The following is a 26402-nucleotide window of genomic DNA, read 5'->3' as shown; positions in this document are numbered from 1 at the left end:
CTTACTCTTGTTCCTCATCCCCGGCGCCACGCCGCTTGGCCCTGGGGTGGGCACCGTCATAGACCTTGGCCAGATGCTGGAAGTCGAGGTGGGTATAGATCTGAGTGGTGGATAGATTGGCGTGGCCAAGCAGCTCCTGCACCGCCCGCAGATCGCCGGAAGACTCCAGCATATGCGTCGCGAAGCTGTGCCTGAGCTTGTGGGGGTGAACGTGGGCGTCGAGGGCCTGCTTGCTGCCCCAGCCATCGAGACGCATCTGCACCGAGCGCGCCGAGATGCGGCGCCGCTGTCTGGAGACGAACAAGGCAGGCTCCTCCCCCGAGGCAAGCAGGGGCCGCATGGCCAGCCACTTGTGCAGCCACTCAAGGGCCATGCGCCCTATGGGCAGCACCCGCTCCCGGGAGCCCTTGCCCACTACCCTCAATTGGCGATCGTCCAGCCGCAGATCGGTCAGGTCCAGCCCCACCAGCTCGGCAAGGCGCAGGCCGGAGGAGTACATCAGCTCCATGATGGCCCTATCCCGCACCGCCAGCGGATCCTGCTCATCGGTGATATTGAGCAGCTGATACATCTCATCCACGTCCAGGTTCTTGGGCAGGGGCCGCCCCTGCTTGGGTGTGCTGATACCCCGCGCCGGATTGGCAATCAAGCGCCCCTGACGCACCTGCCAGTCGCAGAAACTGCGCAAGGCCGAGAGCTTGGTGGCCAGGGAGCGCGGGGCCAGCCCGCCCTTGTGCATCCTGCTCATCAGGCTGCGTACCTGACTCGCCTCCAGCCCGGGCCAATGGTTCAGGCCCAGATCCACCAGCTGGCTGGTCATCGCGATGAGGTGAGACAGGTAGTTGCTGCGGGTATGGCCACTCAGCTGGCGCTCCACCCGCAAGTATTCGATGAAGTCAGCCAGATCCTGCGCAAGCGCAGGAGGCAGGCTGGCAAGTCCGTCAGCGCTGACTGTCACGGATGAGTTCCGGCAGACGCAGTTGCAACAGGCGCCCAAGCTGACCGAGCAGCAAGGGATCGCTGTGAGGGGAGAAATGGCCGGGATCCGAGCTGGCAAAGGCCAGCAGCCCCAGCTCGCCTAGCCGCATCAAGGCCACGGAACCGACCAGGGTGTCGCTGCCAAAGAGTTGCTGCTGTTCGCTCTGGCTGAGGCGCCCAAAGTAGAATCCCTGACCTGGCAGACGCTGGCCCATGATCTGCTCTATCCCCTTGCTCAGCACGAGGAAGCGTTGCCCCTCCCCCGGTTGATACTGCTTGGGGCTGAGCCAGAGCCGCACGCCAGAGAGGCGCAGCTGCTCAACGAAGGCATTTTGCAGGGCGCTCACCAGCTTGCTCAGGGTCTGGCAGCCATAGAGTTCGCCATAGAGATCCGCGTAGATGCGAAAGATCCGTTCGTTCGCGCTGGCCAGGCTCATCAGCTCGGTGATCTCGAGCTCCAATCCCTCGATACGCTCCCGCTGGCGCTCGAGCTGACGCTCCACCAGCGAGACGGTGCCCTTGCGCTCATGGGGGATGCGCACGCGATCCAGCATGCCCGCATGCTGCTGGAAAAATTCGGGGTAACGGCTCAGGTACGCCAGCACCATGGCCTCGTCGGCCTCATGCTCCTGCCGTTTAACTTCACTCATGTTGATCAATCCCGTCTTGATGACCCTGTGCGACACGCGTCCGGGTGGCGCCTGCACAGGGAACACTGGTAGCCAGGCCTCTATTAGAGCGCTATCGGGGCATCAAATACAGTCGCGTTTGCACATCAATGCATTGAGGCGGCCGCCCCCAGCCCCCTCCGCCTGCCGGGCGGCCCCACATTAGAGAAAAGGCGGCCTAAGCCGCCAGCATCTCACAGCTCGATTTGCCCATCGAACACATGCTCGGCAGGGCCCGTCATATAGACAGGCTGGCCCGGCCCCTTCCAGGCGATGGTCAGCTTGCCACCGGGCAGGGAGACGGTCACCCGCTCCTTGAGCTTGCCCTGGCTCATGCCGATCACGGCGGCGGCGCAGGCACCGGTGCCGCAGGCCAGGGTCTCCCCTACTCCCCGTTCAAAGACCCGCAACCGGATCTGAGTGGCATCGACCAGCTCCATGAAGCCGACGTTGACCCGCTCGGGGAAACGTTCGTGGCGCTCCACTATGGGGCCCAGGGTCTCGACCGGCGCGGCATCGACCGAGGGCACCTCTATCACGCAATGAGGGTTGCCCATGGAGACGGCGCCGCACATGACGGTGTGATCCTGTGCCCGCAACAGATATGTCTGCTCCGCCTTCTGGGCGCGAAACGGGATCTTGCCCGGCTCGAACTGGGGAACCCCCATGTTGACCGTGACCTGATTCTCCCCTTCCAGCTGCAAGATGATGCGGCCACGGGCCGTGCTGACCGAGATGCGATCCCGGTTGATCAGCCCCTTGAGCCGCACGAAGCGAGCGAAACAGCGAGCACCGTTGCCGCACTGCTCCACCTCGCTGCCGTCGGCATTGAAGATACGGTAGTGAAAATCGAGCTCGGGATCATAGGGGGGTTCGACCAGCAACAGCTGATCAAACCCTATTCCGAAGTGGCGATCCGCCAGCTTCTTGATGACGTCACTGCTGAAGAACAGCTTCTGGGTGACACCATCGACCACCATGAAGTCGTTACCCAAGCCATGCATCTTGGAAAATTCAATTAACATCTTTTTTCCCTGCGCTGTTCAGGCCGCAACAGCAGGTCGTCCACCACCATGAAGCCGTTATCCGACACCCCATGCATCCTGGATAATTCAATTAACATCTTTTTTCCCTGCGCTGTTCAGGCCACAACAAAAGATCGTCCACCATCATGGGAGCGTTATCCAACGCCCCATGCATCCTGGAGATATCAATCAACATCCTGCGTTCCTGTCCCCGTCATCACCCGCTCAAATAGCCCAGAGGAGCCTTGAGAGTCAGAAAAGAGACCCTCTCGCGCTCCTCCAAGCCGGTCAAGGCAGCAGATGCTCGCCCTGCCAGAGTGACTCCAGCGGCTCACGTTCCCGGATGAGAAACGCCTGGTCACCGTCGACCAGTACTTCGGCGGCGCGGGGGCGGGTGTTGTAGTTTGAAGACATGGTAAAGCCATAGGCACCGGCCGAACGCACCGCCAGCAGGGAGCCTTCGCCAATCGCCAGGGTGCGCTCCTTGCCGAGGAAGTCACCGGTTTCGCACACCGGGCCCACCACATCGTAGAGGGCTGGCTCATGCAGGGCCTTGCTGTCGACCTCGATGATGTTCATCCAGGCGCCATACAGAGAGGGACGCAGCAGATCGTTCATGCCGGCGTCTATCAGCGCGAAGTTGCGGGTCTCGCCCGGCTTGAGGTATTCAACCCGGGTCAAGAGCACACCGGCATTGGCGACGATGGCGCGGCCCGGCTCGAACAACAGGGTCAGTTCGCGACCGGCCAGCTTGGCTTTGAGGGCCTCGGCATACTCGGTCGGGTGTGGCGGCTGCTCGGCGCCATAGTTGACTCCCAGGCCACCACCTACATCCAGGTGATGGATGTGGATCCCCTCCAGCGCCAACTCGTCGATCAGCCGCAGCAGCTTGTCCGCCGCCTCCATGAAGGGGTTCAACTCAGTGAGCTGGGAACCGATATGGCAATCCACCCCCTTGATCTCGATGTTGCTCATGGCCGCCGCCTTGCGATAGATGGCGGGGGCCTGCTCGATGGGGATACCGAATTTATTCTGCTTGAGACCGGTCGAGATATAGGGGTGAGTACCGGCATCGATGTCCGGGTTAACCCGCACCGACACCCGCGCCACCTTGCCCATGCTGGCTGCGACCCGGTTGAGGCGCTCCAGCTCGGCTTCGGACTCAAGGTTGAAGCAGAGGATCTCTTTATCGAGCGCCAGGCGCATCTCTGCTTCGCTCTTGGCGACGCCGGAGAAGACCACCTTGGCCGGATCGCCCCCCGCCGCCAGCACCCGCGACAGCTCGCCGCCGGAGACGATGTCGAAGCCGGATCCGAGGCGCGCCAGCAAGTTCAGCAGCGCTATGTTGGAGTTGGCCTTGACCGCATAGCAGACCAGGTGGGGGATGGCCCCCGCCGCCTGATCGAAGGCATGCCAGTGGCGCTCCAGGGTCGCGCGGGAGTAAACATAGAGCGGGGTGCCATGCTGATCGGCCAGCTGTTGCAGATCAATCTGTTCGGCCTGGAGCTGGCCGGCGGCGTTGTAATTAAAGTGATCCAAGGGGCGGTTCCTTCCAAATTATGACGAGTGCGGCGTAGCCTCTGGGGTCGCCTCGGCCGGGGTCTGGGGAGTGCTCTGCGAGTCTTTCGCCGGTTCGGCTTCAGACGGAGTCGACTGCTGGCTGTCCGGCTGTTCGGCCGGCGGCATATAGAGCGGGCCTTTCAGGCCACAAGCAACCAGGGTGAGCGACAGAAGAGCGGCAGACAGGCACCGGACGAGTTGAATGATCATAATGGTTCGCTGCGAAAAAAATTTTGGCCCTCTATAATCGCACTCACATTGTTAAAAGCAACAGGATAAACCGATGAAGGATCACGAGTATCACGCCCTGGTAGACACCTTTTTCCAGTATGTGGAAGACACCATCGATGCCAATTACCCGGATATCGATTGCGAGCGGGCTGGCGGCGTACTGAACCTGGCGTTCGAGAACAAGACCAAGGTCATCCTCAACAAGCAAGAACCCCTGCACCAGATCTGGGTCGCCACCCGCGAGAACGGCTTCCACTTCGAGCTGAAAGGGGACACCTGGATAGACAACCGCTTCGGCCATGAACTCAAGGCCCTGCTCACCCGCGCCTGCACCCTGCAATCTGGCGAGGACGTGACCTTCCCATGATAGATATCCACCCCGACGGGGCCCGTCATGCGGTGATCTGGCTGCATGGTCTGGGAGACTCAGGGGCCGGGCTGGCCCCCCTGGTGGAGGCGCTGGCCCTGCCCAGCGCACTGCCCATCCGCCATCTGCTGCCCGATGCCCCCGAACGTCCCATTACCATCAACATGGGCCACAAGATGCGCGGCTGGTACGACATCAAGGGCTTCGAGCGGCCGGAAGACAGGGCCGATGAGACCGAGGTGCGCGCGGCCTGCCGCCAGATTGCGACCCTGCTGGCGCAGCTCGAGCAAGAGGGCTTCGCCCCCGAGCGCGTCGTTATCGCCGGCTTCTCCCAAGGGGGCGTCATCGCCTCCTTCGCCGCCCTGCGCCATCCAGCGCCCTTGGCCGGTCTGCTCTGCATGTCCACCTATCTGGCGGCGCCGGATGCCCTGCTGGCAGAACTCAGTGATGGCGCTCGCAGCCTGCCAATCTGCTACATGCATGGCATCTATGACGACGTGGTTCACCTCTCCATGGGTTGGGATGCCAAGCAGCGTCTGGAGGCCGCGGGTCTGGCCCCCCAGTGGCACGAGTACCCCATGCGCCACGAGATCTGCCGCCCTCAGCTAGGGGATATCCGCGCCTGGCTGCTGGCCTGCTTCGCCCCCTGAGACCCAGCTCCCGCCCCCTATGACATGGGGCCGGGCAATCCCCGTAACAAGAAGAGGGCCTGCATTGCAGGCCCTCTTCACATCACCAGGGTGGCTTGGCTCAGCCCACGTCACGGGCCTGCACCTGAGGATCCCGCCCCAGCCCCTGGCTGCGGTAAGGAATAACGTCCAGCGTCTCCCCCCTCTCGACTATCTCGTAGTACTGGGGCAGGTTGAAGTTGACGAATTGGCCATCATCGCTGAACCGTTCGTGACTGGAGGTATAGAAGCGGTTCACCCCGGCCACCAGTTCATCTTTGTTGCCGGCGAAATGCTGGTAGATTTCGACCCTGTTCGCCTCGTCCAGTATGTAGATGTTGGTGCCCGCATTGCGGGTGTCGAAGAAGAACTGCACCAGGCCCTCGCTGGCATAGGTATCCACTATGCCCGGCAGATGCTGGCTGTGGGTCTTGTCGAGGCGCAGCGGCAGGTGATCCAGCTTGTTGTGGGAGATGTGCCGGTAGAAGTCGATGGCGTTTTCCAGCTTCTTGACCGAGACCCCGCGCCGCTCGAAGAAGATGCCGTACTTCTCCTTGCCAAGGGCGAGGGTCTTGACCAGCTGCTGCTTGTCCCGGGCCAGCCGCAGCTCGATGCACTCGGCCACCAGTTGCTGGAAGCGGGAGCGCACCAGGGAGCGGAAATGCTGGCTATAGCAGAATACGGCGATGGTTTCCGGGGCCGCCGCATCCTGGTGCATCTTGCCGAGGATGGTGGTGAGGGCATCGACCACCGCCTCGTCACCACGAAAATGCAGGGTGCGGATCTCGCTCCAGGAGTTGCGATAGACCAGATCCACCGAGCCCACCAGGCACTCCATATTGCGGCCAAACGAGAAGACATCGGCGCTGTTGGCATCAAACTCTATCACCTGGCCGACCCAGTGACTGCTCGGATCCACCTCCAGATTGAGGTAGATGGAGAGCTGATGAATTTCGCAAGGGCGGCTCAGGGCCACGTTGGTGGCGCGCGGGTACTTGACCGGGAAAGTGCCGGAGAGATCGCGGCAAAACTGGTGCAAGTTGTCGATGTGCAGATCCGAGCCCTGATTGAACAAGTGCACCCGCGACTGGGGAGTAAGTAGATCGTTGAAATAGGCCCAGGCCACCAGCTTGCTGATGTAGCTGTTATGTTCGAGGGGCGCCCGGCCAATGATGTCAGACGGCTCAAGGGAGTGCTTGTAGAGATACCAGCCGGCGCGATTGAGGCGGCCATTGGGCACCTGCACCAGGCTCAGATCCGGCTCGCTCAGATCCGGCGCTATCTTGAGGTTGATGCGCTGCACCTTGCCCGGCAGGCTCTCGAAGGCCGCATAGAGCTTGCGCGACAAGATACCGATATCTTCCGGGTTGATGGATTCACTGATGTTGTTGCGTCGGGCGAACTGGATCAGATTGCGATAACTGTGCATCAGGGCTTCGAGCAGCTCGGCATGGGCCACCTTGACCTGCTCCACTTTCCACTCCTGGCGATGATCCAGATGATGGAGCCGCTCCGGGCTCCAGCCCCAGTAAGCGACCAGCTGCTCCATCTGCTCCCGCCGCCACAGGGGCGAGCCCTCCTCGTTGGGATGGCTCAGGCCGTCACACACCTTCAGGTAGAAGCAGCGGCGCACCAGATCCAGACGCTGCATGTCGCCGATGGACTTGAGGTAGTTGGTCACCTTGTCCAGCATCAGGCAGTAGTTATCCTGGCGAAAACTCATGCCCTCATGCTGCTGGAACCAGTCGCGGCTGATGAAGGAGAGCAGCCGGGTGTTCGGGTACTCGTGGGAGTAAGCCTCCATCAGCACCGACTTGAGCACCGCCTTGTAGGGCGAGTCGATCCCCTTGTAGAGCTGCCAGAGCGCAGAGCCGAAGTACTCCTCGGCCGGAATGCGGTTGAAGCTGCCCAGATCGAGCCAGTCATCCTGACTGAGCTGACCGCTCGCAAACAGGCCTGCCACATAGTCATCATACTGCTCGTCATAGGCGCGGGGCACCAGATACCAGAGCAGGCGCTTGCCCGCGATGTGCATGGCGCTGCGATAGAACTCGTCGAGCAGCAGCAGATGCTGGGCGCTGCCACAGTTCTCGCCCTGCATCTCGGCATCGTTGTGTTGACGGAACTTGTCTTCGGGGATCAGGAAGAAATTGAGATCCACGCCGCGCTGCTCGGCCCACTTGGAGAGCTGCTGGCACTTGAGATCGAGCAGGGCCAGACGATCGGGAGAGAGGCCCGCCACGTGACAGACCCAGATATCGAGATCCGAATGACAACACTGGCCGATAGAGGAGGTGCTGCCCATGGAGTAGAGACCCTGAATGGCCCTGTCCTGGGTGCTAAGCCCACTCTGGCAGTTGGCGTTCTGGCACAGGTCTTCGATGAAGGCCTGCTGGGTCTCGTTGGCGTTGAAACTCCAGATCCCGTGAGGCACATCCCCACCCACATAACCGGGCAGCAAGGGATGATTGAAGTGCAGCATGACGGGCAGCAGTTGGAATACCTGTTGCCCATAGCGACTCATGAGACCTAGCGCTCGCTGCGTCTTGAGACGATTGATCTCGTCATAACGCGATACGAGTGCATCGAGTTGTACCAGCAATGACCTGCCTATTTGGGGGTTGCAATTGACGCACCAAAACGGGGAGGCGTCAAAAAAGTGTGATCATGTTAACAATGCAAACTGCGGTGGTAAACAAGCCCACAGCGAATAGCAGGATTATTTATGACAGCCAGATGAACGGTATCATAGGAAAGCAAATAAGGTATTTATAATCAGATAGTTGCCATTCAAGCACTCCCCAGTGAAAATCATTTCCTCCCCTTCCTTTTTCGGCCAGATCCCGCTTTTGCAGCCAGCGCCATGAAAGCCCCTGTAAAGGGTGGTAAGATCATTTTCCTTTAAATATGAAGCAACTGATTGATATGGCAGCCCGTACCCTGAGAATCGCCACACGCAAGAGCCCGCTGGCCCTGTGGCAGGCCAATTTTGTCAAAGACAGGCTCGAAGCCCTGCATCCGCAACTCACCGTCGAGCTGGTGCCCATGAGCACTCAGGGTGACAAGATATTGGATACTCCGCTGGCCAAGGTTGGCGGAAAAGGGTTGTTCGTCAAAGAGTTGGAAACTGCCATGTTGGAAGGGCGGGCAGATATCGCCGTTCACTCCATGAAAGACGTTCCGGTTGAGTTTCCCGAAGGACTCGGCCTGCACACCATCTGCGAGCGGGAAGATCCCCGTGATGCCTTCGTCTCCAACCGCTTCGCCAACATTGCCGAGCTGCCCCTGGGCGCCGTGGTCGGCACCTCCAGTCTGCGCCGCCAGTGCCAGCTGCGCGCCGCGCGCCCGGATCTGGTGGTGCGGGATCTGCGTGGCAACGTCAACACCCGCCTCGCCAAGCTCGATGGCGGTGAGTACGAGGCCATCATATTGGCCGCCGCGGGTCTGCTGCGTCTGGAGATGGCGGACAGGATCCGCGCCTTCATCGAGCCGGAGCAGAGCCTGCCCGCCAACGGTCAGGGGGCGGTCGGTATCGAGTGTCGCAACGACGACCTGGCGCTGCATGCCCTGCTGGCGCCGCTGGAGCACGCCGAGACCCGCATCCGGGTGTTGACCGAGCGCGCCATGAACCGCGCCCTGCAGGGTGGCTGTCAGGTACCTATCGGAGCCTATGCCCTGGTGGAAGGGGATCAGATCTGGCTGCGTGGCCTGGTTGGCCAACCCGATGGCAGCCAGGTGCTGCGTGACGAGATCCGCGGCCCCCTCGCCCAGGGTGAAGCCCTGGGTCAGCAACTGGCCGAGCGCCTGCTGGCCGCCGGTGCCGATACCATACTCGCCCAGGTCTATCAGGCATGATGGTTCAGGGTCGTCATGGAGAGCCTCGGCGGGTCCGTGTCCCTCATGCTGGCCCTGTCGTGCGAGTGGTCAGGCTGACTCCTTGCCCCTTCATCACCACTCGGGAGTCACCTCAATGACTCCTCTGGTGGTACGCCCCGCCGAACAGGGTACCGAGCTCAGCACGCTGCTTCGTCAGCATGGCCATGACCCCCACCCCTGTACCCTGCTCACCCTGGGGCCGGGCAGTGAGCTGGATAAGCTGGCCACCCTGCTGGCCGAGGCGGATGTGGTTATCGCCGTGAGCGTCCATGCCATTCTTTTTGCTGATCATTTTATGTTGCAAACTGGTCAGACCTGGCCAAATATTGACTACTTTACCGTCGGTGCCGCCAGCGCGGCAGCCTTTGCCGATCTCGGCATCGCCGCCATGAGTCCGACGGATCCCCGCAGTGAGGGGCTGATCGCACTGCCCGAACTGCAGCAGCTCGCTGGCAAGCGGGTACTGATCCTGCGCGGCAACGGTGGCCGGGATCTCATCGCCCGAACGCTGGCCTCGAGAGGGGCTCTGGTGCACTATTGTTGCACCTATGAGCGCCACTACCCCGAATTGGATGGCCCAGCGCTGACCCGTGACTGGCAAGAGGCCGGGATCGACAGCCTGCTTATCACCAGCGGGGAGTTGTTGCAGCGTCTGCAGACGCTGGTACCCGATGATGCACACCCCTGGCTCCATGGTTGCCAGTTGGTGGTCCCCAGTCCCCGCGTGGCCGAGATGGCCGAAGGGTTGGGTTTTCTCCATATCACGATTGCCCAGGGGGCAGCCAATCAGGCCCTGCTGGCCGCCCTGGAACAGAGGAAGACGCGATGACAGAACAGCAAGAAGCCCAGGCCACTTCGCAAGAGGGGGCCGAGCCACGCCAGAGTGCGGCGAGCCAAACGACCCAGGCCAGCCCTGCGCCAACCAGGCAGAGCAAGGGGCGCGCTGGCGTACTCATGGGGGCCGTCGCCATACTGGTCGCCCTTGGGCTGACCGGCGGCCTCTACTACCACGGCCATCAGGGCGCCCTGGCCCAGCAGGCAGAGCTTGCTCAGCTCAAGCAGCAGCTGGGGGATGTCATGGGTCGGGTCGATCGGGGTAACAGCCAGGAGCAGCAGAAGCTGGGTGAACTTGGCAAGAGCCAGCAGGCCCTGCAAGAGGAGCTGAAGGGCCTGCAGAACCGGGTGCTGGATCTCAACGACAAGCGTCCCAACGACTGGATGCTGGCCGAATCTGAATACCTGGTACGGATGGCGGGCCGCAAGCTGTGGCTCGAGCATGATCTCATCTCCGCCATCACCCTGCTCGGCAACGCCGACGAACGCATCAAGGCGCTCAACGATCCCAGCCTGATGCCGATCCGCAAGGCCCTGGCCGAAGACATCACCAAGCTCAAGGCCATGCCCAGGGTCGATCGTGAAGGGCTCACCCTCAAACTCGCAGCCCTCGAAGATCAGATAGATCAGCTGCCCCTCTCCAACGTCACCATGCCCACCGCCGAGGAGCAGGCCAATCAGGCGGTCAGCAGCAACCCGGATGAGTGGGAGAGCAATCTGAAGAAGAACTGGGTCAAGTTTACCGAGAACTTCATCACCATTCGCCGCCGGGATGGCGCTGTCGAGGCACTCATCTCGCCCCAGCAGGAGATCTACCTGCGCGAGAACCTCAAAACCAAGCTGCTCCAGGCCCAGCTCGCAGTGTATCGCGAGCAGCAAGCCCTGTACGAAGACAGCATCGACAAGGCCTCCCGCTGGCTGGCGCAGTACTTCGATACCGACAACAGCGCGACCCACTACCTGCAAGGAGAGCTCGACAAGCTCAAGGGCGAACAGATCCAGTTCGACTATCCGGACAAGTTCAGCACCCAGGCCCTGCTCGAGCAGGTTCTGACCGAGCGCCTGCAACGCATCGCGACCGGTAACTGAGGAGAGCCCCATGATCCGTTTGATTATTCTGGTTGCCGTCATGGTTGCAGGGCTGGCCTTCGGCCCCGAAGCCTCGGGCAACAAGGGTTATGTGATGATCTCCCTGGGTAATTACACCCTGGAGTCCTCGGTCACCAGCGCGGTGATCCTGGCCATCCTGTTTTATGGTCTGCTGCTCATCGTCGAGTGGCTGCTGGCCCGGGTATTTGGCCTGCGCCGCAAGACCCTCGGCTGGTACGGCTACCGCCGTCGCCGCAAGGCCAACCAGCAGACGGTGGCCGCGACCCTGGCCTTCGCCGAGGGGCACTATAGCCAGGCCGAGAAGCTGATGGTCAAGGGCGCTCGCAACAGCGAAACTCCCCTGCTCAACTACCTCTCCGCCGCCAAGGCGGCCCAGGCCCGTGGCGATGACAGCCGCCGGGATCAGTATCTGCAGCAGGCCCAGGAAGAGCACCCCAAGGCCGAGCTGGCCCTGACCCTGACCCAGACCCAGTTGCAGATAGAGCAGGGCCAGTACGAGAGCGCCCTCGCAACCCTGGAGTCCCTGCAGGCCCTCAACCCTCGCCATCCCATGGTGCTGGATCAGCTGCGTCAGGTGCGACTGGCACGCCAGGATTGGGCCGCCCTGCTGGAGCTGATCCCGGTGCTGCACAAGGTCGGCAAGCTCAATCCCAAGCAGGAAGAGGAGCTGACCCGCCAGGCCTGGGTTGGTCGCCTGCAACAAGGGGCCGACGAGGCCGACACGCTGGCTGCCATCTGGCAGGCCATGCCCAAGAAGCTGCGCCAGGATCCCGAGTTGCTGCTCGGCTATGGCCGCCAGTTGCGCAGCCTGCAAGGAGACAAGGCCGCCGCCGATCTCTGGCTCGATGCCCTGCGCCGGGATGCCTCGCCGCAACTGCTGGCCGAGTTGCCTCGTCTGCGCCTGGATGACTACCAGCCGCTGCTGACCCTGCTTGGCAAGATGCAGGACAAACCGGGTGCCCAGGCGGCCCTCGCCCAAGTCAACCTGCTGGCAGGCCATCTGGACGAGGCACAGCGACTGCTGGAGATCGAGTTGGCCAAGGCGCCAAGCGCCGCCCTCTGCCATGCCATGGGCCAGCTGATGGACAAGCGCCGACTCACCAACAAGGCCAACGAGTACTATCGTCAGGCCCTGCAGCTCGCCGGCGTCTAGCCAGCCCCTGAGCCGAACCTGCAAAAAGAGGCCGCAATTGCGGCCTCTTTTCTATGGTGGTCGAACAACACCAGGCAGAGGATGCCTGGCGCTACCCGCCTCATGCAAGCCAAGGCTCAGGAGGTCTGCCGCTCCCACTCCCCAAGCAACCAGATTGCCTCGCTCCGGTGAGTGCCGCAGACATCCATCATGGGGCGAAAACCACCGCATACCACGGGACGCTCGGGCAAGCCAAACAGGCGGCAACCCAGCCGCTCATCGAGCTGGACGCAGGGCACACCAGCGGGTTTCCCCAGGGGCATGCCGGGAATGGCACTGCTGATACTGGGGGCGATACAACAAGCGGCACAGCCGGCACGACATTCCATGACGATATCCATCCAAGGGGAGCGCCAGTCTATCCCAGGCCCGGACAACCTCTTATCACTATCGGTGTCAAGGCGCGCCATACAGCAAAGCCGTCATTGGGCCGGGTTTGGATTGCAATAGAAAGCACAGCTACCTATCAGAGGATGATGTCGCGGATGACGTCATCTTTGCGATTCAGATAATGGATCGACTTGATACGACGAAGTGGATAGGCGTGACGCGTCACGTTCCGGTCGCCCTCAATACAACAAGCCCGACACTGGGCCGGGCTTGGATTGCAATAGAAAGCACAGCTACCTATCAGAGGATGATGTCGCGGATGACGTCATCTTTGCGATTCAGACAGTGGATCGACTTGATACGACGAAGTGGATAGGCGTGACGCGTCACGTTCCGGTCACCCTGAATACAACAAGCCCGGCACTGGGCCGGGCTTGGATTGCAATGCACATTGCCACTGCGGATCAGAGGATGATGTCGCGGATGACGTCATCTTTGCGGTTCAGATAATGGATCGACTTGATACGACGGATGGTGCGTGACTTGCCACGGATGAGCAGCGTCTCCGTGGTCGCCATGATGCCATCGCTGCTGATCCCTTCCAGCAGATCACCCTTGGTGATGCCGGTAGCCGAGAAGATGACGTTGTCATTCTTGGCCAGGTCTTCGAGCTTGAGCACCTTGGTGACATCGATACCCAGTGCGATGCAGCGGGCTATCTCCTGCTCACCCAGGGCACGGGCATTGGCATCGTCACCCTTGACCTGATGGCGAGGAATGAGGCGCGCCTGCATGTCACCGTCCAGGGCACGGATCACCGCCGCCGAGATGACGCCTTCCGGCGCGCCGCCGATGCCGTAAAGCATGTCGACTTCACTGTCCGGCAGACAGGTGAGGATGGAGGCGGCCACATCGCCGTCGGGAATGGCGAAGACGCGCACTCCCAGTCCCTGCATCTCCTTGATCGCCTTGTCATGACGCGGCTTGGCCAGGGTGATGACGGTCAGACGCGACAACGGCTTGCCGAGCGCCTTGGCAACCGCCTTGAGGTTGAGCTCAAGGGCTGCATCCAGGTCGATCACCCCCTTGGCTTTGGGGCCGACGATGATCTTCTCCATATACATGTCGGGGGCCTTGAGGAAGGATCCCTTGTCACCCACGGCCAGCACGGCCAGGGCATTGGATTGGCCCATGGCCGTCATGCGGGTGCCTTCGATCGGGTCGACGGCGATGTCCACCGCGTCCCCCTGACCCGTGCCCACATGCTCGCCGATATAGAGCATGGGCGCTTCGTCGATCTCGCCCTCGCCGATCACTATCTCACCATCGATATCGATCTGATTGAGGATATGACGCATGGCCGCCACGGCCGCGCCATCGGCGATATTCTTGTCGCCACGTCCGAGCCACTTGTAGCCAGCCAGTGCAGCCGCTTCCGTCACTCGGGAAAATTCGATTGCCAGTTCACGTCTCATCGCTAATCCAACCTATAGGAGCTCGAAAAACGGGCGGCATTCTACCACAAGGGCAAACCTTTGCGCGCAAAACTGCATGCTCACCGTATTTTTACCATTTTGCACAACCAATGACCGATACAGACCCGCTCAGGCTCAAGCACACAGATCCTGACGCAGCCCTCTTCATCGAACTGACATCAAATCACCACTCACTCTTCATCTGTCAGTAACCGAACCGTCATTTCACACCCCTAGCATAGCCCCGTCTTTTACAACAAAAGCTTGCAACACAAGGGATTAAGATGAAAAAGCTGACAGTAGTAGCGCTCGCGCTGAGCTCCGCTTTCCAGGTACAGGCCGTCGAAGTCTTCAAGAATGACACCACCAAGCTCGACCTCTATGGCCGTATCTATGCCGGTCAGTTCTTCGGTGACAAGAAGAAGCTCGATGACAATGGCGACATCGTGGATGACTACAGCGCCAAGCAAGGCGCCAACCAGTTTGTTCGCTTCGGTGCCAAGGTAGACAGCCAGATCAACAGCAATCTCAAGGCCCTGGCTCAATACGAGCTGCAGCTGTACGTCAATGACAGCGAGAAGACCATCAGCGAGAACTCGGACAACATGCGCACCCGCCTGGCCTTCGCCGGGGTCGGTGCCGACTGGGGCACTGTCACCTTCGGCCGCCAGAAAGGCGCCCCCGGCTTCCTGGCCGACTGGACCGACGTCTCCCTCTCCGATGGCTATGGCAACGAGGCCCTCGGCGCCACCACCGATAACTTCGCCGTCAACCGCGCCGGTTCCGTGCTCAAATACTCTGGCCTGTTCAACGGCTTCCAGGTCGACACCAGCTACAAGTTCGATGGCGGTGACACCGAAGAGACCACCAACAAGAACAGTGATGCCGCCTACGGCGCCGCCGTGGCCTATACCTTCCCGTTCAACCTCTCCCTGGGTACCGCTTACAACGTGGGCCTGCGTGACAAGAGCGGTGAAGCCGACGCCAAACTGTGGCTGCTCTCTGCCAAATATGATGACAAGAGCATCTACGCGGCCCTGAGTTACGCCGATGGCAACGACTTCCTGGCTACCGACAAGGATCACAACGGTTGGGAAGCCGCGCTGGGTTACAACTTCAGCAACGGCATCGGCCTGATGGCCTTGTGGAACAAGCAGGAGGTCCAGCAGAAAGGCAAGGATGACGTCGACTCCATCGACTACTACACCCTGGGCGCCCAGTACAAGTTCAACAGCAACTTCCGGGTGATAGGTGAATACCGTATCAACAATCTGGATAGCCAGCCGGATCAGGCCGTCGCCAACCAGGATGACTTCCAGCTGGCCGCTCGCTACGACTTCTAAGTAGCCCCTCCCCAGCGACCCAACAGGCGATGAGCGATCATCGCCTGTTTTATTTTCTGGCAACCAAATAGGGGATGCATCTACCTCAGGCAAGTTTTTGCGCCATTTGATAGCAATAAACGCTGCCATGGCAATGATTTGCAGACCAATCGGGTGGCGGTGCGCAACTTATTGCTCAACCGGTTCCATTTATAACGACAGCCGCAGGTAAGACATTGAAAAATAACTAATTTAACTTATGGCACGCTCCCTGCTATCTCTTGCTGAATCTTACTACTATTCGCAAAGGAGCATTTCCATGCCAACACCGTGTTATATCAGCATTGAAGGTAAAACCCAGGGCAACATCACCGCCGGTGCCTTCACCTCCGACTCCGTCGGCAACATCTTCGTGCAGGGTCATGAAGACGAGATGCTGGTACAAGAGTTCCAACACATCGTCACAGTCCCGACCGATCCGCAATCCGGTCAGCCTGCGGGCCAGCGTGTCCACAAGCCGTTCAAGTTCACCGTGGCCCTGAACAAGGCCGTACCGCTGATGTACAACTCCCTGGCCTCCGGCGAGATGCTGCCGAAAGTGACCCTGAAGTGGTACCGCACCTCGGTGGAGGGCAAGCAGGAGCACTTCTTCTCTACCGTGCTGACCGATGCCACCGTCGTCGACATCGACTGCCAGATGCCCCACTGTCAGGATCCGGCAAAATCCGACTTCACCCAGCTGATCCAGGTCTCTCTGGCCTACCGCAAGATCGACTGGGAGCACACCGTCGCTGGTACCTCAGGTGCTGACGACTGGCGCGCCCCGATCGAAGCTTAATCTCTTCGATGTCCTTTCTTATCCGCCTGCGTGGCAACAGGCTTTGGATTTCGTGTTGAGATCTGTGCAGTTTACCCCGGCTCTTCCCGTAAGGGATGGCGCCGGGGCTTTTGTGTTTTCTCATCCGGCCTGGCGACAGGCCCGATCATAAAATACAAGGGGAGTCTAAGTTCCTATGGCCAATCAGACCGGATTACAGTTCACCGCCCGGGTGGGGGCCTTGCCCGAATCCACCTTCGCCCTGGTCGAGTTCAACCTCGATGAGCAGCTGAGTCGCCCCTTCAGCCTGCGGCTCGATCTCGCCAGCCATCAGGCCGATCTCCCCTTCGCCGACCTGCTCGACCAGCCCTGCGAGCTGCTGGTCTGGTACAACGGCGAGTTGCAACGCCGGGTCAGCGGCGTGGTCAGCGACGCAGCCCAGGGAGACAGCGGCTTTCGCCGCACTCGCTACCAGCTGGAGGTCAAACCGGCCCTGTGGCGCCTGGGCCTTCGTCGCAACGCCCGCATCTTCCAGGCGCAAAAACCCGATGAAATCATCAGCATCTTGCTGCAGGAGGCGGGCATCACCGACTACGCCTTCGCCCTGAAAAACGACCATGGCCAGCGGGAATACTGCGTCCAGTACCGGGAATCCGACCTCGACTTCGTCAACCGCCTCGCCGCCGAAGAGGGCATCTTCTACTTCCACGAGTTCGAGCAGGGCAAGCACCGCATCGTCTTCGCCGACGATGCCGCCGCCCTTGTGGCGGGCCCCGAGCTGTTCTTCAATCTCGGCAACCGCTCCCTGGAGCAGGGCCCCTATGTGCGCCAGTTCCACTACCGCGAATCGGTGCGCACCAGCGATGTGGAGCTCAAGGACTACAGCTTCCAGACCCCGGCCTATGGCCTCTCCCATCAGGCGGTGGGCAGCGCCCTCGACCATCAACGGGATGCCTATCAGCATTTTGACTACCCAGGCCGCTTCAAGGCCGACCCCAGCGGCAAGGCGTTCAGCCAGTACCGGCTCGATGCCCTGCGCAATGACGCCGCCATCAGCACGGGCCAATCCAACTGCGCCGCCTTGCAGCCGGGCCAGCGCTTCGCCTTGAGCGAGCACCCCAACGCGGCTCTCAACGACGACTGGCAACTGGTCAGCATCCAGCACACCGGCAAGCAGCCCCAGGCCCTGGAAGAGGAGGGGGGCAGCGAGCCCACCGTCTATTACAACCAGTTTGCCGTGGTGCACGCCAAGCAGAGCTGGCGCCCGGCGATACCGCACAAGCCGATGGTCGATGGCCCGCAAATCGCCTTCGTGGTGGGGCCGGCAGGCGAGGAGATCTATTGCGATGAACATGGCCGGGTGAAATTGCAGTTCCCCTGGGACCGCTATGGCAGTTCCAACGACATGAGCTCCTGCTGGGTGCGGGTCAGCCAGGGCTGGGCCGGTGGCCAGTACGGCATGATGGCCATCCCCCGTATCGGCCACGAAGTCATCGTCAGCTTTTTGGAAGGGGACCCGGATCAGCCCATCGTCACCGGCCGCACCTTTCACGCCACCAATAGGCCCCCTTACGAGCTGCCTGCCCACAAGACCCGCACCGTGCTGCGCACCGAGACCCATCAGGGCGAGGGGTTCAACGAGCTGCGCTTCGAAGACCAGGCCGGGCAGGAAGAGATCTACATTCACGGTCAGAAAGACCTCAATGTGCTGATAGAGAACGATGCGGCCTGGCACATCAAGCACGACCAGCACAGCGACATCGACAATGAGCGGGTGACCCGCATCAAGGCCAATGACCATCTCACTGTGAATGGTGAGAAGCGCGATCACATCAAGGGCGATCTGTCGCTCAGCGTGGATGGCGCCATGCATCAGAAGCTGGGGCAATCCCTGCTGGTGGAGGCAGGCTCCGAGGTACATATCAAGGTCGGCGACAAGCTGGTGCTGGAGGCGGGCAGCGAGATCACCCTCAAAGGGGGCGGCAGCTTCATCAAGGTGGATCCCAGTGCCGTGACCCTCTCAGGCCCCGGCATCAAGCTCAATGCCGGTGGCAGTCCCGGATCAGGTTCTGGCTGGGCGGGCAAGACTCCCGTGGTGCCCAAGCCGGTTGCCGCTGTTCCCGCACCTGCGGAAGCCGAGTTTACCCCCCCTCCTCCCAGTCAGCTTGGCATGGAAGCCCTGCTCAAGGAGCAGGAGCTGGTTCCACCTAAGCCCAAGGCTTTCTTCTTGTTTTCTGAATAGTGGAGCTCGCCCCCATGAAGTACGCATTTCCCATACTGACCCAGGACGGCAAGGAGTTTGCCGATAGCAAGGCGCTCAATGGCCTGCTCAAGGGTGAATCGGGTGGTCACTATCTGCTGGGTGGCCACAGCAAATGGCATGGCGGCATTCACATCAGTGAACAGACGGCGCCCTGGTGCAAGGACAAACATCCGGTGCGCTGCATCGCCGATGGCAGGGTCGTCGCCTTTCGCATGATGCCGGACTACCTCAGCTCCACCTTTCAGGATCAGACGCTCAAATATTCCAACTGTTTCTGTCTAGTCGAGCACGCTTATTGTGAAACCAACCCTGATACGAAGGAGAAAAACGAATTTACGTTTTACTCCCTCTATATGCATCTGTTGCCCTGGGATCACCATCAGCAAGGGGACAAGCTGGTCCTGAAAGTGGGGCGTAATGTGCGCAATTCTGTGCCTCATCTGCATCCAACGCCAGAGGAGCTGTTGTCTGACGAGCATCTGCCCTCCCTGACCCTGCCCGCAGGTACAGAATTCGAACGGGTGGCAGGCACGCCAACCAAACGGGGAACCCTGGGAAAAACGGATTACGACTTTGTCCTGGTCAAGGTGCTGAGCCCGGGCAGGCAGAGTCAGCAGATGTTGGCGGCTCAGGGTGATAATGTCTGGCTTGCCATGGATGAGAAGGCGGTGGCAACCATCAAACCTCAGCTACCCAACTGGCTCTATGACCAGGTGGAGGCCGAGCTGGCCACCGCCATGGCAGGTCGCGCCGATCCCATACCGGGTGAAGCTGGCGAGTTGCCCAAGTCAGGGGCACACTCCGTCTCTCTGCCCGCTGGCACCCGCATCCGCTTCGATGCGCATCAACAGGAGTTCCAGCAGAGCAACGGCAAATCACGCAAGATGGCGCGCTGCTCCTTCGAGACCCCAGCGATTCAAGGCGGCTCAGCCGCTCTGTGCGGCATGGCTTGGGTCTGCGTCGAAGATGAATATATCAAGGTGCAAAACAAGTCGGCCAGCCACCTGGGTGAGCTCTATGTGCTGCCCAGTCCGCAGCCCATAGCGGCTGGTGACACCATTGGCTATCTGGGTCTGGTCGAGACCCCAACCAGCCTGGTAGAAAGAGATGCAAAAAAGAGCATCCATCAGCTGCATCTGGAAGTCTTCAGCCAGGATCCCAAGCTGGCCGATGTACTCGCCAACAAGGCCCAGACCAAAGGTGGCACCAGTTATGCCAAGGTGCCCGCAGGCCTCACTCTCGCCAAAAAATCGCAGCAAGCCAATGCTATCAGCTTCACCCCGACCGAGACCCTGAGTCAGGAAGTTCTGCTCGACTCCCCCAAGCAAGCAAAAGATAATGCCGATATCGACTGGATAGAGGTGACGACAGGGCTATTTGTGCAACAGAGCAAGGTGGAGATGCTGAGTCAGCATGACTGGCTCAAAATTGGTTTTCAGCAGGTTGATGGCAGCGGCTCGGACGGCCACCTGGATCCTGAAGCCCCCTCCCCCTTTTTCCTGACACTGGCAAAGGCGATTGATCCCAAGCGCGAGGGAGAATGGACTAGCGCCGATGTCCATAAGATCCTGCAAGACAAGGCCAAGGCGGAGACTATCCAGAAGCTGATCGTCAAACATCCGAGCGAGTGGTACGAGAAATCAGCCTCGCCCAGCTACCAGTGGCTGGATAAATTGATGGCGGAAGTGGGTCTGCCGGAATTCGACAAGCTGGTTGATCATGAGAAACAACGCATCGACAGCCTGGAATGGATGCAGAGTGCCGCCAAATTACAGCTCGGCCCGGATCTGTGGCATATTTATCCGTTGTCTATTATTCCTGTTACGAGTAATGCATGTGCATGCGATAGGAATTTATCAGTTAAAGAATTGACTGATATTGTAAGAAAACTTCGTGAAGCTGATAGCATTCCATCGAGAGAGCTATTCAGTGATTCTAGATGCACACTCAATAGTTCCGAGCGAACATATGAGAGCTTGACCGATGAGTTGAACTCTACATTCAAAAAGTACAACATATCCACTTGCATAAGAAAGATACATTTCATAGCTCAAGCTTTCCATGAAACGGACCGATTTAGAACAACAACTGAATATAATGCTTCGCATAAGCCTTATGCCCCATATATTGGACGAGGGTTAATGCAGCTAACACATAAAAGTAATTATAAGATATATGATACCTATAGTAATTCAGGTTGCCTAGATGATGTAAATATCGTTAGCGATAGCCTGAAAATAAGTGTTGACTCTGCTGGCTGGTTTTGGCGAAAAGGAAAGGTATTCAGTACATCTGCTACATGGAGACCATTGTCATCTTCAATTGTATCTCAGTTTCATGATGAAATATTGATTGAGAAGGAGCTGGTGACTGTTACTTTCCCCAATGGGGACCAAGTGAAGTATGGAACTTTCGATTTAGGGATCCTTGCTGATGGTGATTATACTGATGTGATTAGCTATCTGGTTAATGGCGGTTCAAATGGGTTACAAGAAAGAAGAGATTACGTAAAGAACCTCAAGGCGGCATTTAATTATGATTACTGTAAAAGCAACAAAAAGTAACACTTTATTATATTTCATGATGTTACTTATAACACCACAATTTGCTTTATCTAACACGCTAATGCCAATAGCATCCGATGCTAGAACATATGCTATAGACATAGACAATAATGGTGTAGCGGAAAAAATAATCACTGAAGAGAATGGAGAAAAACTCTATATCACTAACAACGCAGGTGAAGTAATACTCACAGGCTCTAACTTGACCGTGGATGGGTATTCTGTTCTAGATGAGATAATTAAACCACCAAACAATGAAAAAGGCTTCATTATAATAAATAAAGGAAGCAACTTTGGTGCATATATTAAAAATACTATATCCATATACAACAATGAGCTATTTCTAACCAAAGTCACCGCTACATCTGAAAATAACATTGATGGTGTCTTATATAACAAGATAAATTGCAGCCTGAATCTACACGTTTTATTCAGAAATATTTCTTCTGATGACGTACAGCAAACTCTATTATCACCTGATGATGAAAACTTTCCTGATCAATGCAATAAAGAGGAGCTGTCTTACTTTAAATTCACAGAGTTGGAAGCCTTAACAAAATCGGGAAAAATATCATGGACAATCCAATCAGCTGATTATTTTTTAAAAAACAACCCAATAAATAAAGGGAATGTTACAGCATACAATAATATTGCATACTATATTTTAAAATTCTCTCCAGATAATCCTGCGTCATTATACTTTTTAAATGAAATATTATCCAAGTACCCTGAACGTGCCGTCGCTAATCTAAATGCAGCAGATTATTTATGGGCAAATTCGAAATGCAGCGAAGCGAAAGAACTCTATAAAAAATACATTCAATTAATGAAACGAGATGGAAAAGAAAAAATGATCCCTACAAAAGTCTTTGATTTCCAATCTATGGGTACTTGTGAATAACCGGTTAATTAATTACTGTATGTACAGATCTAGTTATTTGTACAGATCTAGTTATCACCTGACACCGGCCTCAAACCGGTGTCTTGTTTACGCTACGTTATCGCGTACTTCCTTCGGTATCAATTTCAGTCCCTTCTTGAACATGCTGTAGGGCGTCTGCCCTTCCATCATTCGGCCCTGATGAGGCCGCTTGGTGTTGTACCAGGATTCTGGGACACCCATCATTTTGACTGAGTGGTTGCGGTCTGCTTGGCTTGAAGCATCACTGCCGAGGAACTTGCCATGACTATCGCCCGTTCACGTCAAATCAGTTTGCAGGATACGCCTTATTACCATGTGGTCAGCCGCTGCCTGCGGCGGGCCTTCCTGTGCGGGGAAGATGTCTATTCGGGACAGAGCTACGAACATCGCCGTCAGTGGGTGGTCGACAGGCTGGGCCAGTTGTCGCGGCTCTTTGCCATCGGTATCTGCGCCTATGCGGTGATGAGCAACCACTACCACCTGGTGCTCAAAGTCGGCTCAGTGCAAGCACAGGGCTGGAGTGAGCGGGAGGTAGCCGAGCGCTGGGCCGGGCTGTTTCAGTGGCCGCTGCTGGTGCGACGCTGGTATCAGGGGGGTGTCCTGATTGAGCCAGAGCTGGCCGTGGTACAAGAGTTGATAGAAGAGTGGCGCGGGCGGCTCTACTCCATCAGCTGGCTCGTGCACCTGCTCAACGAAGGGCTGGCTCGCCAAGCCAATCAGGAAGGCAGCTGCAAGGGTCACTTCTGGGAGGGACGCTTCAAGAGCCAGGCCCTGCTGACGGAGTCGGCGCTGCTCGCCTGCATGGCTTATGTGGAGCTCAATCCCATTCGTGCCAAGCTGGCCGACCGGCCCGAGGAGAGCGATTACACCAGCATCAGCCAGCGCCTTGGAAGAGCCCAAGCCACTGAGCTGCTGCTCCTGTTTGCTCAGAAGAATGGGCCTAATGCGTTGCCTTACATCTTTGCCGACTATCTGACTCTGGTCGACTGGACCGGCCGCGCTATTCGCAATGACAAGCAGGGACATATTCCCGAGTCACTTTCCCCCATCCTGGCGCGGTTGCAACTCGACAGGGATGACTGGCTCAAGCAGGTGGGACTGTTCAAACGAAGCGGGATCCGGGCTATCGGCCAGCGCGGCTCGAGAACGCTATGCCTACCACTGCGGACAGCGACGGTGTCACCAGCCTGCTGACTGAATTCGCCTCGATAAGGTGTTTGCGCAAGGTGTTTACGTTCGCCAGGATATTGGCTTTGTTCAAACCAGCATGTTATGAGAAATCAACTCCATTCGATCCATATTCTTGATTGTTTTGAGCGCGATTAACTCAAACAACCTTGGTTGGATGAGCCAGAGAACGGCCTTACCAAAATAGTGGGCGTCCATATTTTTTCTATGGTTCTGGCTAAAGTACAAGGTATATTTACGTGATAATGGTAAGGGACTTTCTGATGTGCCTGGTGTAACCCAAAGAGTCAATGGCGGCGATATGGGTTTATCTGAAAGAAAAGAAGCATATAAATCAATTGAGAAGATTTTAAAATGAAAAAAACTCACATTTTGATACTTGCATCGTCTGTATTATTATCTTCGCATGTAAATGGTACAGAGGCTAATCTGTGTTCCTCCGACGAAACTGAAATTGCTGCATGTCAATTAAATGAACCCAAGAAAAGATTGTTTTCGTTTTGTACTAAAAGAAATAGCGATGTTGTATCCTACAGGTTAGGAACAGCAAGAAGTATTGAACTAGAGATTGATTTCAATAAAGAGAATAGAGTCCAACGTTGGACGGACTTGGCTACTTATACTGTGTACCTTGGTTTTAAGCGTGGCGATTACGCATATTCGTTTGGGATTCCACAAGAAACATTGAATGCAAAGGCATTTCTTATAGTAAAAAAAGGAAACGAACAAATAGGTCATGACAAAACATGTACAAGCAATTCTTTTGGGGAAAAAATATACCTAGCAATGCCATTTTGGATGTTAATGATGAAGCAATAAGGAATAACCGATTTAATTTCCCATATTGATGGTATGTGCAGGTCTAGTTATCACCTGACACTGGCAAAGGCGATTGATCCCAAGCACGAGGGAGAATGGACTAGCGCCGATGTCCATAAGATCCTGCAAGACAAGGCCAAGGCGGAGACTATCCAGAAGCTGATCGTCAAACATCCGAGCGAGTGGTACGAGAAATCAGCCTCGCCCAGCTACCAGTGGCTGGATAAATTGATGGCGGAAGTGGGTCTGCCGGAATTCGACAAGCTGGTTGATCATGAGAAACAACGCATCGACAGCCTGGAATGGATGCAGAGTGCCGCCAAATTAAAGCTCGGCCCGGATCTGTGGCACTTTCACTCACTAACATTCTCTCCTCAGAAAGGCAATCAGTGTTTGTGTGGACGAGATATTGAGCTGAAACACCTGGAAATTGCAATCGAAGGAAAAGCTTCAGTGAAAAACTTGTTTTCCAGGTCAGGATATACAGGTGTCACTGGTATTTCTGCAAAAATCCTTCTCAAAGAACTTAATTCTGCAATGAATTTCTTTGGTGTCTCTACATGTCTTGATAAAATACATTTCTTGGCTCAACGCCTTGTCGAGACTGACTTTTTCAAAACCACAGAAGAATATAAAAACAGAGATGGATCTACACCTTCTAATTGGAATGACTATGGCGGCGGAAGCTTTTACCATGGCCGAGGGTTAATACAGATAACTCATAATAAAAACTACAAAAAATATTTATCGTCAATTAATCAGCTGCCTATTGATAATGAGAAAGTGGAGATGCTTGCAAAGAAAGTCCATCATGCCGTTTATTCTGCAGTGTGGTATTGGGTCTCTGGTTCTGCATGGGGAGACATAAGGAACTTCACTAAAAGTAACGACTTCTTGAAAGTAACTATTACTGTAAATGGCGGTTTTAATCATGTAAAAGAGAGAAATGAGTCACTACTGAGACTAAGCAAGAGCATCAACTGTAGCAATGTTGATTTTTCAAAAATAAAATTTTCAAAGTTTGATTTCTCTCAGAGTGCACTTAAAAATTCGAAATGGTATGACTTAAATAAAGATGGTTCAATTGTTAGGAAAGCAAAAAAAGATCTGGAGTCAGTTGATGAATAACTTATCGAAGTGTTTTCTGTTGGCGTTTTATGGTCTCGTACCTGCATGGGCATATGCTGATGAGGTATGTCTGAGTGAGCTTTCTCATCAAGTTGACACCAAGTTAGAAAATGGTGAACCCATTAGTGTTCTTTCAATAAAATATCACAGTAGTAAGCTGGCGCTGACAGTTCCGTTTAGCGCAGAGAACAGCTCATGCAAGAGAATAAACAATAAGGGGCTTATCAAGATAACTGTCCCTGCCGATAGACCAAGACTAAAAGCAATCTACTATTTCAAAAGCGGTGATGAATTCCGTTACATTGGTAATGCATCTATTACAACAAGCTCTGGTGAGGAGAGAGTAAGTGGTGTAGGTGAAATTAATAAAGGTGATAAACTTTCCAACATAAATTTGGAAGGGGTAGCAAGTGAGGACGCCGCAGTAATAAGCAGAATAATCAATCTTCTTTTTAATGTTGCAAGTGATAATGTGCCAGATTTATATCATGATATGAGATACATCGAAATTGATGCACTATCAGAGAGTACTGGAAACAAAATTTGTGATAGTACAGAAAGTGTATTCTATTATTGCAAAACAAAATCAGGAAAAAACCTTAATTTATGTTACTCCCCTTTTTCAGGGGATATAACATATAATTATGGAAGACAGGGGCGGGAACTATCTATTAATAACTTTTCATTGATGGGCGATATATTTAGCTTTAAAAATAAAAATACGACATACAATGTATCGCCTAGTAAAGGTGAGATATCAGTCATTCAGAATGGTAAACAATTATCTGTCATTTCATGCACATGAAACGACTCTTTTTGTACAGATTTCGCTATTCCCCGACACCGGCATCAGCCGGTGCATTTCTTAAACCTCCCCCACGTCATAGCGCCACGCTGACTAGGGGTTGTCTGAAGGTACTCCACATCGTCACGTGCCATCTCTCCGCTGATGGATAGCAGCCAAATGATTTTCCCCGAATCAGGCACCAGCCTTTATCATTGACCAATCCGCCATGGCCCATGGCGGATTGGTCCCCGTCGGCAAACGCCGCCCTGAGATGAGAA

At 56.4% G+C, this 26402-nt stretch carries 22 protein-coding genes and 2 pseudogenes; 15 read left to right on the top strand and 9 right to left on the bottom strand.

The genetic code is table 11. From position 1 onward, the window contains the following. Position 1: 1 nt before the first annotated feature. From xerC to M2366_RS17940, 5 genes are all read right to left on the bottom strand, one after another. A complete protein-coding gene (gene xerC, locus M2366_RS17960; RefSeq protein WP_259270320.1) occupies positions 2–958 on the bottom strand; it encodes a tyrosine recombinase XerC in 957 nt (318 codons plus the stop codon). After that, complete coding sequence (locus M2366_RS17955) at positions 942–1628, bottom strand: DUF484 family protein (RefSeq protein ID WP_259270319.1); 687 nt, start codon at positions 1626–1628, stop codon at positions 942–944. The genes xerC and M2366_RS17955 overlap by 17 nt, the downstream gene beginning before the upstream one ends. 212 nt (positions 1629–1840) lie before the next feature. Further along, positions 1841–2671, bottom strand: coding sequence for a diaminopimelate epimerase (gene dapF, locus M2366_RS17950; RefSeq protein WP_005892702.1), 831 nt, complete (start codon positions 2669–2671; stop codon positions 1841–1843). 288 nt (positions 2672–2959) lie between these two features. Beyond that, positions 2960–4210 carry a diaminopimelate decarboxylase gene (gene lysA / locus M2366_RS17945; RefSeq protein WP_259237765.1) on the bottom strand — a complete coding sequence of 417 codons (1251 nt, stop codon included), beginning with the start codon at positions 4208–4210 and terminating at the stop codon, positions 2960–2962. A gap of 18 nt (positions 4211–4228) precedes the next feature. Further along, positions 4229–4441: an LPS translocon maturation chaperone LptM gene (locus M2366_RS17940; protein WP_042040023.1), complete on the bottom strand. Its 213-nt coding sequence runs from the start codon at positions 4439–4441 to the stop codon at positions 4229–4231. A gap of 73 nt (positions 4442–4514) precedes the next feature. Here M2366_RS17940 and cyaY point away from each other — a divergent pair, with 73 nt between their 5' ends. Together cyaY and M2366_RS17930 are read left to right on the top strand one after the other, a co-directional pair. Then, a complete protein-coding gene (cyaY, locus tag M2366_RS17935; protein ID WP_042040025.1) occupies positions 4515–4829 on the top strand; it encodes an iron donor protein CyaY in 315 nt (104 codons plus the stop codon). Then, a complete protein-coding gene (locus tag M2366_RS17930; RefSeq protein ID WP_259270318.1) occupies positions 4826–5479 on the top strand; it encodes an alpha/beta hydrolase in 654 nt (217 codons plus the stop codon). Before cyaY ends, M2366_RS17930 begins: the two co-directional genes overlap by 4 nt. A 100-nt stretch (positions 5480–5579) precedes the next feature. Here the strand turns inward: M2366_RS17930 and M2366_RS17925 are convergent, their stop codons facing one another. Further along, positions 5580–8099, bottom strand: a complete 2520-nt coding sequence (locus M2366_RS17925; protein ID WP_259270317.1) for a class I adenylate cyclase — start codon at positions 8097–8099, stop codon at positions 5580–5582. A 323-nt stretch (positions 8100–8422) separates the two neighbouring features. Here M2366_RS17925 and hemC point away from each other — a divergent pair, with 323 nt between their 5' ends. The 4 genes from hemC to M2366_RS17905 all read left to right on the top strand — a co-directional run bounded on the left by hemC (position 8423) and on the right by M2366_RS17905 (position 12470). After that, positions 8423–9352 carry a hydroxymethylbilane synthase gene (gene hemC, locus M2366_RS17920; protein WP_259270316.1) on the top strand — a complete coding sequence of 310 codons (930 nt, stop codon included), beginning with the start codon at positions 8423–8425 and terminating at the stop codon, positions 9350–9352. Between the two features lie 115 nt (positions 9353–9467). Further along, positions 9468–10202, top strand: a complete 735-nt coding sequence (locus M2366_RS17915; RefSeq protein WP_259270315.1) for a uroporphyrinogen-III synthase — start codon at positions 9468–9470, stop codon at positions 10200–10202. Continuing rightward, positions 10199–11296 (top strand): uroporphyrinogen-III C-methyltransferase, encoded by a 1098-nt coding sequence (locus M2366_RS17910; RefSeq protein WP_259270314.1) that lies wholly within the window; start codon positions 10199–10201, stop codon positions 11294–11296. Before M2366_RS17915 ends, M2366_RS17910 begins: the two co-directional genes overlap by 4 nt. Positions 11297–11306: 10 nt before the next feature. Further along, positions 11307–12470, top strand: coding sequence for a heme biosynthesis HemY N-terminal domain-containing protein (locus M2366_RS17905; protein ID WP_224431809.1), 1164 nt, complete (start codon positions 11307–11309; stop codon positions 12468–12470). Between the two features lie 116 nt (positions 12471–12586). On the opposite strand, the gene M2366_RS17900 is transcribed toward M2366_RS17905, so the two are convergent. After that, positions 12587–12838, bottom strand: coding sequence for a YkgJ family cysteine cluster protein (locus M2366_RS17900; protein ID WP_259237775.1), 252 nt, complete (start codon positions 12836–12838; stop codon positions 12587–12589). A 465-nt stretch (positions 12839–13303) separates the two neighbouring features. Then, positions 13304–14314, bottom strand: a complete 1011-nt coding sequence (gene glpX, locus M2366_RS17895; protein WP_259270313.1) for a class II fructose-bisphosphatase — start codon at positions 14312–14314, stop codon at positions 13304–13306. Between the two features lie 284 nt (positions 14315–14598). Between glpX and M2366_RS17890 the strand changes: the two genes are divergently transcribed. From M2366_RS17890 to M2366_RS17870, 5 genes are all read left to right on the top strand, one after another. After that, positions 14599–15657, top strand: coding sequence for a porin (locus tag M2366_RS17890; RefSeq protein WP_259237780.1), 1059 nt, complete (start codon positions 14599–14601; stop codon positions 15655–15657). Between the two features lie 298 nt (positions 15658–15955). Continuing rightward, on the top strand, positions 15956–16474 hold the full coding sequence (gene hcp1, locus M2366_RS17885; RefSeq protein ID WP_042040039.1) for a type VI secretion system effector Hcp1: 519 nt from the start codon (positions 15956–15958) through the stop codon (positions 16472–16474). Positions 16475–16649: 175 nt separating this feature from the next. Beyond that, entirely contained in the window at positions 16650–18695 is a 2046-nt protein-coding gene (gene tssI / locus M2366_RS17880) for a type VI secretion system tip protein TssI/VgrG (protein WP_259270312.1), read from the top strand. A 14-nt stretch (positions 18696–18709) separates the two neighbouring features. Further along, on the top strand, positions 18710–21280 hold the full coding sequence (locus M2366_RS17875) for a hypothetical protein (RefSeq protein WP_259270311.1): 2571 nt from the start codon (positions 18710–18712) through the stop codon (positions 21278–21280). After that, entirely contained in the window at positions 21252–22181 is a 930-nt protein-coding gene (locus tag M2366_RS17870; protein ID WP_259270310.1) for a M48 family metallopeptidase, read from the top strand. The genes M2366_RS17875 and M2366_RS17870 overlap by 29 nt, the downstream gene beginning before the upstream one ends. 87 nt (positions 22182–22268) lie before the next feature. On the opposite strand, the pseudogene M2366_RS17865 reads toward M2366_RS17870, so the two are convergent. Further along, positions 22269–22382 (bottom strand): annotated as a pseudogene (locus M2366_RS17865) (IS481 family transposase); the annotation flags it as partial. An 81-nt stretch (positions 22383–22463) separates the two neighbouring features. Between M2366_RS17865 and M2366_RS17860 the strand changes: the two are divergent. From M2366_RS17860 to M2366_RS17845, 4 genes and pseudogenes are all read left to right on the top strand, one after another. Continuing rightward, a pseudogene (locus M2366_RS17860) lies at positions 22464–23400 on the top strand (transposase). Between the two features lie 344 nt (positions 23401–23744). Continuing rightward, on the top strand, positions 23745–24209 hold the full coding sequence (locus M2366_RS17855) for a hypothetical protein (RefSeq protein ID WP_259270309.1): 465 nt from the start codon (positions 23745–23747) through the stop codon (positions 24207–24209). 33 nt (positions 24210–24242) lie between these two features. After that, a complete protein-coding gene (locus tag M2366_RS17850) occupies positions 24243–25337 on the top strand; it encodes a hypothetical protein (RefSeq protein WP_259270308.1) in 1095 nt (364 codons plus the stop codon). Then, positions 25330–26142, top strand: coding sequence for a hypothetical protein (locus M2366_RS17845; protein WP_259270307.1), 813 nt, complete (start codon positions 25330–25332; stop codon positions 26140–26142). Before M2366_RS17850 ends, M2366_RS17845 begins: the two co-directional genes overlap by 8 nt. Positions 26143–26402: the final 260 nt, after the last annotated feature.

This window comes from Aeromonas sp. BIGb0405 (assembly GCF_024807335.1).
GTDB classification, from domain to species: Bacteria; Pseudomonadota; Gammaproteobacteria; order Enterobacterales; family Aeromonadaceae; genus Aeromonas; species Aeromonas rivuli.
The sequence above is the reverse complement of the archived record's forward strand: the minus strand, read 5'-3'. Positions and strand labels throughout refer to the sequence as shown.